This window comes from Rubeoparvulum massiliense, from assembly GCF_001049895.1.
GTDB classification, from domain to species: Bacteria; Bacillota; Bacilli; order Rubeoparvulales; family Rubeoparvulaceae; genus Rubeoparvulum; species Rubeoparvulum massiliense.
In genome coordinates, this window is sequence record NZ_CVPE01000006.1 from 275,532 (window position 1) to 289,531 (window position 14,000).

Consider the following 14,000-nt stretch of genomic DNA (forward strand, 5'->3'; position numbering starts at 1 on the left):
AGAAAGCAAATCTGTACATTGGGTAGGGAGGAAGCGAAGATGAAAGGAATTATGGTACAAGGCACATCTTCTGATGCAGGGAAGTCTTTATTATGCATCGCACTGTGCCGCTGGCTCCGTCATCAAGGGGTACGGGTAGCACCCTTCAAATCACAGAATATGTCGAATTATCTTGTTAGGATGGGGAGCCATCAGGTGATCAGCGCTGCTCAAGCAATGCAAGCTGAAGCAGCAAGGATCCTACCTACTGTAGAGATGAATCCACTGCTCCTCGTCCCTGAGGGCGAGATGCAAGCCCGCCTATATTGCAGAGGAGAAGAGGTCGGCGTAGTTTCTGGTCAGTCCTATCGCCTAGACTGGTATGAGCGAGGCTGTGAAGTGATTCGGCAAGCAATGGCTAGCCTCGCTGAACAAGTGGATTATCTGGTGCTAGAGGGTGCAGGAAGCCCTGTGGAGTTAAATCTCAAGGATCGGGAGCTCGTCAATATGAAGGTGGCAGAGCTGGCTGATGTTCCAGTTCTCCTCATTGCAGATATTGAACGTGGTGGTGTTTTTGCAAGCATTGTGGGAACCATTGAACTTCTAGAAAAGGAAGAACGAAAGCGTGTGCAAGGGATCATCATTAATAAGTTCCGTGGTGATCTACAGCTCTTTCAAGACGGGATTAAGCTGATTGAAGCGCGGATAGGCATTCCGGTGCTTGGTGTCATTCCCTATGTAAAGGGTCTCGAAATTCCAGCAGAAGACTCCCTTGCTACCAATGGTCGAAAAATAGAGGAGAGCAGCAGAGAAAGTAGGGAAGCTGCTTATGAAGCTTGGACAACTCATGTATGCCAACACCTAGATATGGGGCGGATTTGGCAGATTCTTCAGAGCTGGCAGGGGGCGAAATAACGTGAAGGAACAATGGCAACGCTGGTGGGATGGCTGGTGCCTCACCATGCAATTTTTCTCTTCCATTCCGTTTGGAAAAACGATACCTCTTCAGGAAGGTCGTGTGACCAGAAGTCTACTACTGGTTCCACTACTTGGTCTTATCTTTGGAGTTGTGATTGCCTTCCTCTACATTTTCCTGATCAAGTGGCAGATATCCTATCTTTTTTTATCCCTATTCACCCTTACCACATTGGCTTTTTTATCTGGTGGGATGCATCTCGATGGCTGGATCGATATGAGTGATGCTTTTTTCTCCTATGCCAAAAAGGAACGGCGTCTGGAGATCATGAGTGACTCCCGTGTTGGTGCCTTCGGGGTCATCTCATTTCTCTTTTTAATCCTATGGCGTTGGTTTTTTATCTATGAGAGTATGCTTGGCTTAGAAGAACAGCTATTTGCTGTACTAATGCTGATTCCTTGTTGCTCACGCATCGTGATGCTACACCTTCTTATTAAAGGACCGATGGCCAAGCAGGAAGGCTTAGGATATTTTTTTCATCTCCATGCGCCAAAACGGATTACATTAATTTGGCTGGTCTATTCGTTACTCATGCTACTTCTCCTTTTCCTATTCAATGATGCATGGTATCACTGGCTACTGCTACTCATTCCCATGGCCTATCTTTTCGGATATTTGCTCCATCGCGGGTATCTCAAGCAATTTGGTGGTTTAACTGGCGATTTATTAGGGGCAAGCGTAGAGGGGGTGGAGAGCGGTCTATGGTTTCTCACATGGTTGTGGACTGTCTTCGTCATGGCGTAACCCAAGGAAATCTTGAGCATCGTTATATCGGCTGGACCGATGAGGCTTTAAGCTTACAAGGTATCGAGGAAGTGAAGTGCCTCCGCAGGAAGCTACTTGAGGTACAAATGGAGCCAGGATTGATCTTCACCAGCGATTTAGAGCGGACCAGAGAGACTGCTCAGATTCTCTTTCCTACGAAGAAGGTGGAGCTTTTACCCCAGTTTCGTGAGTATCACTTCGGCCGTTGGGAAGGGAAAACTTATGCAGAAATTATGGCTGACCCCGAGCTTTGCACTCTCTATTCTCACTGGCTTGATGATCCATATGGTATGACACCACCAGAGGGAGAGAGCTGGCAATCGTTTGAGGAAAGGGTAAGAACAGGCTGGGAAGCTCTACTTGTACAGATGCATGAACAGCATGTGCCCTATGCCATGCTCATCGCCCATGGTGGTACATTGCGACTGCTTAGTCAGTTCACTGCTTCCATCCCTTTTTGGCAGCTTGATCTTCCGCCATGCCATGGATTTCGGCTTACGATTGCGTATGAAGGGAGGGGGAGCTGGCAATGCACTTCGTTACAGGCGGGTATTGGAATGGAAAAAGGGAGTGGGTGTTGAAGCACTACGATTTTTCTCTTGATAAGGTGGCGTTGATCACGCCAGTCCCCTGGATTGCTCGGAGTGATTCAACGACCTCATTGCAGCACTGGTCTGACATTGAGGATTCCCGTTGGTTCGTAGGGTGGGATCATTGGCAGTCCGAACTGAACCGCATTACGCGCTCAACAAGCCCAGTTATTATTGAAGGACTAGAGATGTGGATTCTCTTAAGCTTTATAAGTAGGAAACAGGCTGAAGAAGATCGCAAGCTTGAGGAGCTTCGTCAATACTGGCAGGAATTATTCAATCAGTGGAGAGCTTTGGAGCGACAAGTTGCAGTAGGGGATGTATATCGACCCGTCATTATCATTGGTAGTGATATCACAAGAGGTGTGGTACCCCTTGAGAAGGAACTACGAGCCTGGCGGGATCTCGTTGGCTGGGTCTATCAAGATGCTGTGGCTCTAGCAGAACGAGTGGATCATATTTGGTATGGTATTGCAACCACATTGAAATCGGAGTAAGTCGACTTCAGGGCTCATTTGAATAGGTAGCAATAAGGGAGAAAGAACTGCATGTGGATCTGCAGCTCTTTCTCCCTTATTCTTTAAGTGGGATTGGAAAAAGGATGTTGATCTAAATCGCTTTGATTCATAGCATCCAATGAGGAGACAGATTGATTGAGGGAAATTTCAAGCTGATTACAAATCTGCATGGCGCTTTGCATCCGTTGCATCGCGAGCTGATGACCTTGTAGTGCTTGTTCAACAACTTGAATTCCCCGCTGCTCCCGTTGTAGGGAGTCTTGAAGGGCTTGTATGGTTTGTACCTGTTGTTGGATCATGGATTGGTACATATGCGATGCTTGTTGTGTCTGTTGCATTAATTGCTGAATGGTTTGTTCGCATTGGCGAATTTGACCGAGAATTTGTTGATGGAACATGGTCCACACTCCTTTGGTGAATAGAATTCTTTCTTGTTTACTTTTACCAATTTTAAGTAATCTATGCGTTGACGAGTTACATGGATGAGATCCTCCTTAATCGTACAGAGTAATGGTTAGAAGAGAGCTCGAGAATCTCTGCAATGAGATTCTTGTTTGAGGTGATGAGATGAAGGCGGTCACTTATCAAGGAATGAAGGAGCTTCTAGTCAAAGAGGTACCAGATCCCGATATCGTAAATAAGGATGATATTATTATTCGAATCACCCAGACAGCCATCTGCGGCTCTGATCTCCATCTGTTTCATGGCATGATTCCCAATCTGCCTAAAGACTATGTGATTGGCCATGAACCGATTGGAATTGTGGAGGAGATTGGACCTGACGTATCTAAGGTAAAGCGAGGAGATCGGGTGGTGATCCCGTTTACTGTGGCATGTGGACATTGTTACTATTGTGAGCATCAGTTAGAGAGCCAATGTGACAGGTCGAATCCGAACGGTGCATTAGGGGGCTATCTCGGCTATTCCCAAATGTTTGGAGGCTATCAAGGGGCACAGGCAGAATATCTTCGTGTTCCATTCGGAAATTTCATGCCCTTCTTGATTCCCCCAGATTGTGAATTAGAGGATGATCATCTGATTTTTCTTTCTGATATATTGCCCACAGCTTATTGGGCTGTAACTGACGCAAATGTAAAAGCAAAGGATACGGTGGTGGTATTAGGCTGTGGTCCGGTGGGTCTATTGGTTCAAAAATTTGCATGGCTACAGGGTGCGAAGCGTGTCATCGCTGTAGACTATGTGAATGAGCGTCTCCACCATACTAAGCGCACCAATCATGTGGAAACGGTACCGTTTACAGAGGTTGAAGAAACAGGGCAATATCTCAAGGAGCTTACCCACGGTGGTGCAGATGTGGTCATCGATTGTGTGGGAATGGATGGAAAGAAATCTACCTTTGATTTCATACAAACGGCGTTACGACTCCAAGGTGGAACCATTAGTGCCTTACAGATTGCAAGCCATGCTGTTCGTAAAGGGGGAACAGTCCAAATTGTAGGCGTATATGGAATGAAGTATAATGCTTTTCCTCTTGGGGACTTTTTTTCCCGTAATATTACGTTGAGAATGGGGCAAGCACCGGTTCCCCATATTATGCCCATCCTGTATGACATGTTAGTAAAAGAGCGGATCGATCCGCGAGATATCATTACACATCGCTTACCATTAGCTGAAGCGCAACGGGCCTATGACCTCTTCGATGGGAAGTTGGAGGGCTGCATTAAAGTGTTACTTTATCCATAGATAGCATCCTGTTATTTTAATATCTAGCAGTAATTAAATGAAAAATATGGGCATATTGAACGATGGACAAGTGAATGAACTGTAATAAAATAGGTGGTGATCCCAAGGGATCTCCACCTAAACCATTTAAGAGGGGCAGGCACACATAAAATATACAGAAAATTAACAATATTAAAATTAAGAGGAGGGATCTTCATGTTTCAAGTAACCGAATTGAATGCACAAACAGCCGTGTTCGATGCACCAATGGCAGCAGGCGCAATCTGGTGTTGCTGCTGCTATTTCTGTACTTCAACAGGTAGTTAATTAGAGCAATTAACCTCATAAGAGGCTTTAGAGGTTTCTTCAAATAGGTCATTGGCTTTGCTCTATTGAGCATTACGTTTATAAAGAATTGTTATGATTCGCCCCTCTTAAGAGTAGGTGGGGATAGAAGGGTTAGGAGGGTGAAGGTGTTAATTCAAAGCTATGTAAAGTTACGTGATAGTGTGACCTACCTGTGGGTACGTGACGACCAGGTGATTATACGAGGTTTACAGCGATCCTTTCAGTTTCAAGGAGAGGGCGTTCAACGCGTTTTACATCCGCTCCTTCCAGAGCTAACAGGAAGAAAGCGTATAAACGAACTTGCAGAAGCTTTAGCGATTCCTAGCGAAGAGCTACAGGAGGCAATCCAAGCATTGCTGAGCCGTAATTTGATTGAAGTAAGTCCTGAGCCCGTGGAGGCACCTACTTTTCAAGGAATGGTCCAAAGAACCTTTCAGCATCTTGGCGTGCTACAGCAAAAACAATTGATGCAGAAAGCTCCCATCTTACTAGTGGGCAATGGATTACTATTTATGGAAGTGACCCGACATTTACAACAGATGAATTACGCAGAGGTAACAGTAATTTATCTGCTTGAAAATCAACCTGCAATCTCACTTTATCAAACCTATACAAATATACCAGAAGAGAATATTGAGAAGTTAATGATGGACTATACCAAGGTTTCCTCAATCCGCGTGGCCTCTACAGAAGAAGAGTGCTTTGCCATGGTAAAGCAGGAGCTAAACGGAAGAACATCTAAGCTTCTGGTGGCATTAAGGGATTATGAGGATCTTCCCTTCTTCTTAGCACTAAATCGCCTTGCCCTAGAGATGAAAACCGCCTTTTTACCAGGGTATGTGAATGGGATGGGGGGAGGCTATGGCCCCTTTGTTATTCCCCATGAGACGGCTTGCTACCAATGCTATTACACACGTTTACAGAGTAATCAGACCCATCACCTCGAAGTAGCTCAAGTGGACGCAGCTGTGGAGCAGGGCTTATTGCAAAAACCCCAACAAGACGAATATCATGGGCTGGCTATTTCCTATCTTAGTCAACGGTTGGCACTGGATATTTTTAAGTGGGTTCATTATGAGACATTATACGTGGAACCCGATGCGAATATGCATACTCTTGATATTCACCTTTTACGTCAGCCTATGGAGAAACGCCACCGTATTATGAGGGTACCACGATGCCCAACATGTCATGGACAGGATCGACCAATGGTAAAACCTTTTATGAGTCCATATGCATATCAGGAGGAACGGGAGAAAACTGAACCAGTCTCCCAAAGATGATGGGAGTGAAAGGGCTTGCTGTATCAATGTGTGGATGAAAAAGTAGGGATTATTAAAGAAGTATTAGAGTGGCTACCTGAACCAGATGATCCAAAAATCTATGTTGCAGGTGCCTTGAGTGCTAATACTGCTTTGTTTAATCAGAAGAATGGGAATAGCATATTTAGTAGTGGAGCAGGGTTTACTCGCGATCAAGCGATTTTTTCAGCCATTGGTGAAGGAGTCGAACGGTACTGTGGTGCTATCTATGATAAAAGCAAGCTGACCTTTGCCACTTATCTGGAGTTGGAGCGAGCAGGGGCTTCTGTGGTGCATCCGGAACAGTTTCAACTCTATCATCGGGAGCAGTACCAAAATGCTACGTTTCCTTTTCTTCCGTTTACCACAGAGCGACGTTTACGTTGGGTGGAGGGAGTGAACTGGAAATCGGGACAATCTGTCTATCTCCCTGCCCAGTTGGTCTATCTCCCGTATTTTGAAATGGATGAAGATTTAGTTTGGTTCTCTATTTCAACTGGGATGAGTTGTGCAGCCAGCTTTGAGGAAGCCGTATTGAAGGGAATCTATGAAGTGATAGAGCGAGATGCTTTCTCCATTCATTGGTTTAACCGCTTAGAACGTCCTGTCATCGATTTATCTTCTCACCCTCGGATTGCAGAATTGTATCAAACGACCTTTAAGATTGCTAATCTTCACTACTATTTGATGGATTATACCTTAGATCTTCCCGTTCATACAGTCTTCGGTATGCTGGTCGACCCCCGAGGCGGGACGTTAGTCGCAGCCTCTGCTCGTACGCGCTATGAGGATGCTGTAACCAAGACCTTATTAGAATTGGCACAGGGAAGGGTCTCATGGAAGCGAGATTTTGTCCAAGGAATCGATCGGACATTTGCTGATGACTATAGTGATTTTAAGGATTTCCAAGACCATGTGGAGTTTTATACGAAACGAGAACGCTGTGAGTTGATCCAATTTGCCTATGGATGCACAGACAGAGTCATGATTCCTCATGAAGAAGCCTGTTCCATCAAAGAGGATTTAACCATGGTCGTCCAGCATTTAGAAGCACGTGGCTATTCTCTTTATGTGGTTGATTTAACAACACCAGATATTGCCGAGTTAGGGCTACATGTGGTGAGAGTGATCATTCCAGGGATGACGGAGATTACCAATGATCATTGTAGACCTCGTGCTGGATCGCAACGTATTTATGATCTACCTGTTGAGTTGGGTCTACGGGAGCAACCTATCACATTTGCTACCCTGAATCCTGTACCTCATCCATTCCCATAAAAAGGAGGTGTCATAATGGCAGAAATCACCGAGTTGGAAATATTGGCGAAGAAGATTGATCGTGAGATGCTAGATACCCATTATTTATATGAGGAATACCACCTCCATAGTAAGCTCACGCCTACTACAGCGAAGGCACTAGCTCGAAAGATTAGTAGTGTCTTTGCTGATCCCAATTTTGTGAAAGCTTCAAAGCAAGCATTTAAAAGCTATATTAGTGCTGATTCTATCAGGCTTCCAAGTATAGAGCGGACACTAACGGGCTTAGATCAGGCTCTCCTCAAACGAGAGACAACACGTGCTTTTATGGCGAAGCCATTGGAGTTGGAGGAGATATCATTACTCCTCCGTACAAGTTTTGGGATCACTGGTCAATTAGGAATGGATGACCCTCTTTATACTCGCTCATATCCTTCAGCAGGTGGTTTATACCCCATTGACTGTTATGTGATCTCCCAATACGAGATGGACCTGGTGCCTGCAGGAGTCTATCACTACGATGTGAAGGGTCACCGTCTTGAATGCCTACAACGAGGTGATGTTTCTAAGGAGATTCCCAGCTTAACCAACTACACTAAAGAGGTGGAAAATGCTGCACTCCTCATTCTCATGACTGCAACATTTCCACGTCTTTCCTATAAATATGGGGAGCGTGGTTATCGTTTTGCGCTACTTGAAGCAGGTCATATGGCTCAGAATCTTTATTTATCAGCGACTGCTCTAGATATAGGCTGTATGGCATTAGGTGGTTTCTATGATGATGGTTGTAATCAATTACTTGATGTGGATGGGATTAACGAATCTGTTATCTATATGCTGGCAGTTGGTCATAAGGAGCAGTGTACGAACCAACGCGTGATTCTACACAAAGGAGTTGACGAGTGATGGGTTCCCTTCAGTATCAATACCTTTCCTCGCAAGTCCCTCATGTGTATTGGAAGGAAGATGAAGGGATTGAATTGCCAAAGTGTTTCATCTTTTTCGCCATTGGTACGCGGGATGAGCAGCGAGATGAAGCAGGAATTAGTCATTTTATAGAACATCTTTTGCTTCAAACTGATCAGGAGGGTATTCCTCTTGAGCAATACTTGCTTCAGCAGGGCTGCCTGTTTGAAGCGCGTACCACACGAGATTATACGATTTTCTTATTTAAGGGAGAGGTAGATGCACTGAAGCGTGGCTTATCAGCCTTTTTTAAGGGGCTACAAAACTTTCCAAATCATGTCCATCATTTTGAGGAAGAACGTAAGAGCATTCAAGAGGAGATGATGACAAGGTTCAAGCAGCCCCAATGGATTTTTAGCGAGCAAGCCTTTCAAGCAGCCTGGCATGGGCATTCCCTAGCCAATTCGATTTTGGGGTCACAGGCTCAACTGCAACAGCTTAGCATGGAGAAGATTGCCTCTTTTTTTCGGCGTGAATATGGAAATGGGAAGATGGCATTGAGTAGCTATGGAATAGACACCGCCTGGCTTGAGGAATTGATCAGTGGATGGCAGTCAGATGAGGACAAGGGTGATCAAGTAGATCAGAGCGAAGGATTCAGGCTTACACCACAGCGGATCATTACACCCCATGATCGGTTTGGTCTTACTCTTGCCTTTCCTACAATGATTGGAACTCGTCAGGATATCGAGCGTATCAATCTTTCACTATTAACTATTTTACTTGGCGCTGATCCATATCAATCCTTTATTCATCCCTTTCGCCAGCAAGGTCTTGTTTATGAACACTTTACATACTGCCAATTTCATCGCCAAGAAGCTACGGTTCTCATCAACATGCTTTTTTCACAGCAGGAAGCTCCGTTAGTGTTACATATGCTCTATCGACAATTGAAGCAGATTGCAGGAACTGTTTTTGCCCAGCAAGATTTAACACGGGCGCAACTTTTCCTACGGGAGCATATTGCAAGTCAGAAGAAGGAGTTGGAACGAATCCTCTTTCAAGAGGGAGAAAAATTACTCTTCCGCCAAACCGTTGATGCACCAACGCTGGAGGAGGTTATTCAATTAACTATGAAGAGTAATGTTGAGCAGTTATCCGCCAATTTTTCCACGCTTATCAAGCATACAGGAATTAGTGCATTTGGATCCTGGTCAGATGATGACCTAGCGGCATTGCAGATGGTTGGAGAAGGGAGCGTATGCAGATGACAGCAATTATTCAGCTTGAGCATGTAACAAAACATTATCAAAACCGTGTGGTGATTCCTGATCTTTCATTGCAGGTCCAACGCAATGAAATTTTTGGCTTGTTAGGACCGAATGGTGCTGGAAAGACCACTACACTGGAGATGATCGAAGGCTTACGCCATTATGATCAAGGTAGGATCCAAGTATGTGGTTTTGAAGTGGCCCATGAAGGGGAGGAAGTGAAGCGGAGAATTGGTATCCAATTACAATCAACGGCGCTTTTCCCCAACTTGAACCTGCTGGAGATGCTTGATCTATACGCACTTTTCTACAATATGAGCTATACATCTCGGGAGTTGGAAGCCCAATTGGAGAAGTTTGGCCTGCTCGAGAAGCGTAAGTCCTTTATTAAGCAGCTCTCCGGTGGTCAGAAGCAACGATTCTCTTTGGCTTTGGCTTTGATTAATCAGCCAGAGATTCTCTTTCTTGATGAGCCTAGTACAGGCTTGGATCCAAGCTCTCGTCGTGATTTATGGAACTTGATTCGACAGTTGAAGGATGAAGGGCTTACCATTCTTCTTACCACCCATTATATGGAGGAGGCGGAGTTCCTTTGTGATCGCATCGGTTTAATGGTGGATGGTCAACTCAAGATGATCGGTACCGTGGAGGAGATTGTGAATCAGGCTAATTTAGAGGCGAAGCTGGTTGTACCTAAGGCCAATATGACGAGAGAAGTTCTACAACAGATGCCAGCGGTCTCTAAGGTCATTGATGAGGGTCATCAGTGGAGTGTTATGAGTAGCCATGGATCTACTACGATGGCAGCATTACACCAGTATTATGCTCAGCAAGGTCAAGGCTCCCCAGCCATCTCGTTGCTGGTACCCAATCTGGAGGACGCATTTATTCAAATGACAGGGAGGCGTTTACGGCATGAAGAAGCAGTCTAAGCTGATTGCCCTCAACTTTAAAATGATCTTGCGTAATCGCCAATTTACGATTATGTCCTTTCTCTTTCCTGTGGTGATGATGGTTTTAATGGGAATCGCTGGCGATGGGCAGTCTCGTGATGAGATGAGCTATATGTCGTATATCACGCCAGGGATCCTTGGGATGTGTATCGCAGCAACGGGGTTGATTGGTCTGCCCATTATGATGGTTAGTTTTCGTGAGCAGGAGATTTTGAAGCGTATTTTTGCCACCCCCTTTTCTGTGCAAAGCTATTTAGGTAGTGTGCTTGTGGCGAAGCTGTTTATTATCATGATTCAACTAAGCTTTGTGTTACTTATTGGTATTTTCATATTTGATGTACATTTTTATTGGAGCTGGCAAGCGGGACTTATTTGCGGTGCACTTTTATTATTTGGCTCATTAGCTGTTTTAGCGACAGGCTTACTGGTGAGTAATTTTCTCCCTAATAGCCAAGCTGCTTCAGCAGTAGGTAATATGATGAATTTACTTTTTGTTTTTTTGAGTGGCGGTTTTTTTCCAACGGAGACCTGGCCCAGCTTTCTGCAGCCTGTGATCACGGTGATCCCGCTAACGCCTATTATCAACGGTGTTCGAGAATTACTAGTCTTTAACCAAGGAATCAGCGATGTGTTTATCCAATATGCCATTGTACTAGGAGTAGAGATCTTCTTATTTCTATTCATTGCGAGCAAGACATTTAATTGGGATCGCCCTTCATTATTAAAGAAGGGACTGGCGAAGAACTAGAACGAGAATTGAGGAGCGAGAATTTAAAAAACAGAATGTGATAAGTAATAATTGAGAAGTAGAATCAACATAAAAGCAGCGATAAGGTGGGACCTTTATCGCTGCTTTTATGTTTTATGGAATAGCCAAGAACATTCATGGCTTAAGCCCTGAGAGGTTCAAAAGTATTTCGTTATTTGTCTCCTTGATCTAGCAATTCAGGTAAGGTTGATACCGCTTCGATATTGATCAAATGGAAGGAAGAATCCTCAGGGCTCCATTTCCAGGTACTAATTAGATAGCCTACGCCATTGGCATGATAGATGGCACTGATGCTTTGGATGCCTTGTAGTTCCATGATCCCATCATTATCAATATCAATAGGGGTGACTTTACCATAGGGGTCAATCATGACCACATCTTGTGGTTTGGCTTGCAGGACCTTTCCATTGTCATAGATGCCCGCTTCATCATATTGTTCTTTGTTTTCAGTAATGGGTAATTGCATGACACGATTTAGATCATAGTTATAGAGCTTCAATTGATAATTATCGAGAAAACGGAAATCCATCTTAGGTGCATTCATTTCATTGGAGAAGGTGAGCTTCAGTTGGTTGTCTTGGAGCTGATATAGCAGATAATTTACAATTCCACCACTACCACCTGTAGGTGCTTCCACAAGAATACCTTGCTGTTTTCCATTTGCTACATGAACCAGGGTGAAGGTCGGTTCATAGCCCTCATTGGCATCCTCTGGTAGTGCTTGAACGATGGTGCTTCCATCCTTTGGGTTTTGAGCGACAATGGTTAAGTTGGTATAGTAGATCTGTGATTCAGGAAATTGTTGACCTAGGAGCATGATGGTCCAGATATCACCATCAGCACTCAATACTCCTTCTTGCTGGTGAAGAATCACCAGCTTATCAGATAATTGATATTGCTTGATAATCTTTGCATCTTTAAAGTATGGACTGGATTGATTGGACTGGTTGGATTGATTAGAGCTTACTTCTATACTGGGCTTTGTTTGCTGCTCAGCATGAATATCCAGTGTAGGTAGGCTGGCAAAGCAGATTGCCCCAGTTAATAGTGCGATACCTGCCAGGGACGCACCTTTTTTTCGTTTCTTTTTATCCATTGAAATCATCCTTTCAGATTAATGTTTTTAGGTTTGAAGTCGTCATCACTCTAGCCATTTCCTAGCTTAGCTAATTGGACCCGAAGAGAAGTATCAAAAGAGTAACAACAAATTGCGAAGGTTGTTACCTTTTCGTCACTTTTTTGAGCCCAAGCTGTACTAGAGTATAAGTATGCAAGACTCAGTGAATATTCCATGAAGAAAGGTGAATTGGAATGGGGTATTGGATAAAACCCTTCATTGCATGTACACTTCTGCTCACATTGGTTGGTTGTAGCAACGAGAATCTCATGAATCCTGTGAGCCTCATCCATGCTCCTACCTTGCCCAATCAGGAAGCAAAAGTCCGTGAGGCAGTACAAGCTTCATTGCCACATGGCTCCCGACTCATTGTGCCACGACGGGCAAACCAATTAAGTGCCATTCATTTTATCTGCTGCAATGACGAGGAAACGAAGGATGCAGTCGCCTTTTTTAAAGAGAATACATCGCAAATGGGACTGATCCTCTTACGGGAGCAGAATGATGGAACTTGGCAAGCTCTCAGCCAATATCCACTTAACGGTGTCGAGGTCAATGATGCGATCTTTCAGGACGTGACCGGTGACGGACGTCCTGAAATGATCATCGGTACTACCTATGATAGTACATCCAGTGCCTATCTATCTGTTCTTCAATATGAAGATGATGAATGGCAGTTATTATTGGAAGGCAGCTATGATGAGTTGGTGATTACAGACTTAAATCAGGATCAACTCAATGAACTCTATTTGTTTAATTTATGGCGGAATGAATCGTTCACTGCTACCATGTATCAATTTGGGGAAAAGGATCAACAGCTCGAAGTAACTTCTCGACTAGAACTCGATCCCTATGTGAATGGCATGGAAGATCCTATTTTAGCGGGACAATTCACTGCGGAGCAACCTGCGATTTTTCTTGACTTAGGAGTAGGTGCCCATTCAGCGGTGACGACGGTGCTTGGACTTAAGGATGGTCAACTGGTGGATTTAATCGATGGGGATAAGCCTGAACAAGATCAATATGTAAACACACTGAAGCCCCATTATTTGCCTAGCATGGATATTAATCATGATGGGATTGTTGAAGTGGCAACTTGTTCTGAGGCTGTTGGTAGTGAAGGCCTCTCTTATGCAGAGATGCCCTTCATCGAAAATTGGGGTGCATGGGATCAAAAGACGAAGTCCTTTAAGACCGTAGCTCAGAGCTATAGTCATTATGGAGCCAAGCTACGCTTCATTTTTCCAGAACGCTTGATCAAACAGCTTACCATCAAGGAAAAGGCTTTGTCCCAAGAAGACTGGCAGATTCAGTTCTATGCCATCACGGAAGACCAACATGTAGGAGAAGAGCTTTTCTCTCTCTACACGCTTCACAAAGACCAATTAGACCAATTCGAAAAAGCATGGCAAGCCAAAGGCTTGGAATTCTTATTATTAGCAGAAGAAGAGGAAATATGCTATCTCGCTGTCCGCTATCCTCAAGCGAATGGCACTCATTACATGTTATCTGATGAAGAGATCAAGGCTGGATTCCAAATCCTCCAATATTAGTGGAGATGGAAAGG

General features: G+C 44.3%; 14 protein-coding genes. 12 read left to right on the forward strand and 2 right to left on the reverse strand.

What is annotated here, in order from left to right; translation table 11 throughout:
* Positions 1-39: 39 nt before the first annotated feature.
* Genes BN1691_RS09130 through BN1691_RS09145 form a run of 4 tightly spaced genes read left to right on the forward strand, consistent with a single transcriptional unit; the run spans position 40 to position 2,807 of the window.
* The gene (locus BN1691_RS09130; protein ID WP_053083736.1) at positions 40-894 is read left to right on the forward strand and encodes a cobyric acid synthase; all 855 of its coding nucleotides are present in this window, start codon (positions 40-42) and stop codon (positions 892-894) included.
* A gap of 1 nt (position 895) precedes the next feature.
* The gene (gene cobS, locus BN1691_RS09135) at positions 896-1,699 is read left to right on the forward strand and encodes an adenosylcobinamide-GDP ribazoletransferase (RefSeq protein WP_048601936.1); all 804 of its coding nucleotides are present in this window, start codon (positions 896-898) and stop codon (positions 1,697-1,699) included.
* Positions 1,657-2,301 (forward strand): histidine phosphatase family protein, encoded by a 645-nt coding sequence (locus tag BN1691_RS09140; RefSeq protein WP_082147099.1) that lies wholly within the window; start codon positions 1,657-1,659, stop codon positions 2,299-2,301. Before cobS ends, BN1691_RS09140 begins: the two co-directional genes overlap by 43 nt.
* Entirely contained in the window at positions 2,298-2,807 is a 510-nt protein-coding gene (locus BN1691_RS09145) for a bifunctional adenosylcobinamide kinase/adenosylcobinamide-phosphate guanylyltransferase (protein WP_048601938.1), read from the forward strand. The genes BN1691_RS09140 and BN1691_RS09145 overlap by 4 nt, the downstream gene beginning before the upstream one ends.
* Positions 2,808-2,890: 83 nt before the next feature.
* On the opposite strand, the gene BN1691_RS09150 is transcribed toward BN1691_RS09145, so the two are convergent.
* Complete coding sequence (locus BN1691_RS09150) at positions 2,891-3,226, reverse strand: hypothetical protein (protein WP_048601939.1); 336 nt, start codon at positions 3,224-3,226, stop codon at positions 2,891-2,893.
* A 169-nt stretch (positions 3,227-3,395) separates the two neighbouring features.
* On the opposite strand from BN1691_RS09150, the gene BN1691_RS09155 reads away from it, so the two are divergent.
* From BN1691_RS09155 to BN1691_RS09185, 7 genes are all read left to right on the forward strand, one after another.
* On the forward strand, positions 3,396-4,532 hold the full coding sequence (locus BN1691_RS09155; RefSeq protein WP_048601940.1) for a zinc-dependent alcohol dehydrogenase: 1,137 nt from the start codon (positions 3,396-3,398) through the stop codon (positions 4,530-4,532).
* Between the two features lie 452 nt (positions 4,533-4,984).
* Positions 4,985-6,142: a TOMM precursor leader peptide-binding protein gene (locus BN1691_RS09160; protein WP_048601941.1), complete on the forward strand. Its 1,158-nt coding sequence runs from the start codon at positions 4,985-4,987 to the stop codon at positions 6,140-6,142.
* Positions 6,143-6,157: 15 nt separating this feature from the next.
* The gene (locus BN1691_RS09165) at positions 6,158-7,438 is read left to right on the forward strand and encodes a YcaO-like family protein (protein ID WP_048601942.1); all 1,281 of its coding nucleotides are present in this window, start codon (positions 6,158-6,160) and stop codon (positions 7,436-7,438) included.
* Positions 7,439-7,453: 15 nt separating this feature from the next.
* Positions 7,454-8,323, forward strand: coding sequence for a SagB/ThcOx family dehydrogenase (locus tag BN1691_RS09170; RefSeq protein ID WP_048601943.1), 870 nt, complete (start codon positions 7,454-7,456; stop codon positions 8,321-8,323).
* On the forward strand, positions 8,323-9,594 hold the full coding sequence (locus tag BN1691_RS09175; RefSeq protein WP_048601944.1) for a M16 family metallopeptidase: 1,272 nt from the start codon (positions 8,323-8,325) through the stop codon (positions 9,592-9,594). The genes BN1691_RS09170 and BN1691_RS09175 overlap by 1 nt, the downstream gene beginning before the upstream one ends.
* A complete protein-coding gene (locus BN1691_RS09180; protein ID WP_076850207.1) occupies positions 9,591-10,526 on the forward strand; it encodes an ABC transporter ATP-binding protein in 936 nt (311 codons plus the stop codon). Before BN1691_RS09175 ends, BN1691_RS09180 begins: the two co-directional genes overlap by 4 nt.
* Entirely contained in the window at positions 10,510-11,295 is a 786-nt protein-coding gene (locus BN1691_RS09185; RefSeq protein WP_048601945.1) for an ABC transporter permease, read from the forward strand. Before BN1691_RS09180 ends, BN1691_RS09185 begins: the two co-directional genes overlap by 17 nt.
* 172 nt (positions 11,296-11,467) lie before the next feature.
* Here BN1691_RS09185 and BN1691_RS09190 read toward each other — a convergent pair whose 3' ends face one another.
* Positions 11,468-12,412 (reverse strand): hypothetical protein, encoded by a 945-nt coding sequence (locus BN1691_RS09190; protein ID WP_048601946.1) that lies wholly within the window; start codon positions 12,410-12,412, stop codon positions 11,468-11,470.
* A gap of 215 nt (positions 12,413-12,627) precedes the next feature.
* On the opposite strand from BN1691_RS09190, the gene BN1691_RS09195 reads away from it, so the two are divergent.
* The gene (locus BN1691_RS09195; protein ID WP_048601947.1) at positions 12,628-13,986 is read left to right on the forward strand and encodes a hypothetical protein; all 1,359 of its coding nucleotides are present in this window, start codon (positions 12,628-12,630) and stop codon (positions 13,984-13,986) included.
* The last annotated feature ends 14 nt before the right edge of the window (positions 13,987-14,000 follow it).

Excerpts from the sequence above, each read along its gene's own strand:
- BN1691_RS09130 (WP_053083736.1), top strand. The coding sequence starts at position 40 with ATGAAAGGAATTATGGTACAAGGCACATCTTCTGATGCAGGGAAGTCT.
- BN1691_RS09140 (WP_082147099.1), top strand. The coding sequence starts at position 1,657 with ATGGTTTCTCACATGGTTGTGGACTGTCTTCGTCATGGCGTAACCCAA.
- BN1691_RS09150 (WP_048601939.1), bottom strand. The coding sequence starts at position 3,226 with ATGTTCCATCAACAAATTCTCGGTCAAATTCGCCAATGCGAACAAACC.
- BN1691_RS09155 (WP_048601940.1), top strand. The coding sequence starts at position 3,396 with ATGAAGGCGGTCACTTATCAAGGAATGAAGGAGCTTCTAGTCAAAGAG.
- BN1691_RS09170 (WP_048601943.1), top strand. The coding sequence starts at position 7,454 with ATGGCAGAAATCACCGAGTTGGAAATATTGGCGAAGAAGATTGATCGT.
- BN1691_RS09175 (WP_048601944.1), top strand. The coding sequence starts at position 8,323 with ATGGGTTCCCTTCAGTATCAATACCTTTCCTCGCAAGTCCCTCATGTG.
- BN1691_RS09180 (WP_076850207.1), top strand. The coding sequence starts at position 9,591 with ATGACAGCAATTATTCAGCTTGAGCATGTAACAAAACATTATCAAAAC.
- BN1691_RS09185 (WP_048601945.1), top strand. The coding sequence starts at position 10,510 with ATGAAGAAGCAGTCTAAGCTGATTGCCCTCAACTTTAAAATGATCTTG.
- BN1691_RS09190 (WP_048601946.1), bottom strand. The coding sequence starts at position 12,412 with ATGGATAAAAAGAAACGAAAAAAAGGTGCGTCCCTGGCAGGTATCGCA.
- BN1691_RS09195 (WP_048601947.1), top strand. The coding sequence starts at position 12,628 with ATGGGGTATTGGATAAAACCCTTCATTGCATGTACACTTCTGCTCACA.